Annotated in this window: 1 rRNA gene; it reads right to left on the reverse strand. The window is 48.3% G+C overall.

The features are described 5' to 3' along the window. Positions 1-129 (reverse strand): 16S ribosomal RNA (locus tag AC3G2T_RS38890); the annotation flags it as partial. Between the last annotated feature and the right edge of the window lie 194 nt (positions 130-323).

Consider the following 323-nt stretch of genomic DNA (forward strand, 5'->3'; position numbering starts at 1 on the left):
CGATCTTGCAGGCAGGTTGCCTACGTGTTACTCACCCGTCCGCCGCTATCCCCGAAGGGACCGCTCGACTTGCATGTATTAGGCACGCCGCCAGCGTTCGTCCTGAGCCAGGATCAAACTCTCCAAAGTACCCCAAAAAGTGAAGCGAACCTCCGTAGAGAATTCCGATTACTTTTCGGGGGCCCCATACTAGATGGGTGTTACCTTTATTGAAAGCTGAATAGCTCAATTTCAAAGCTGACGAGATTTTGCAATCTCTTGTTTTGGTTGATTGCTCAACCTTGCTTCTTCACTCGTTGTTCAGTTTTCAAAGAGCAATTTCT

It is taken from the genome of Paenibacillus sp. sgz302191, assembly GCF_057749925.1.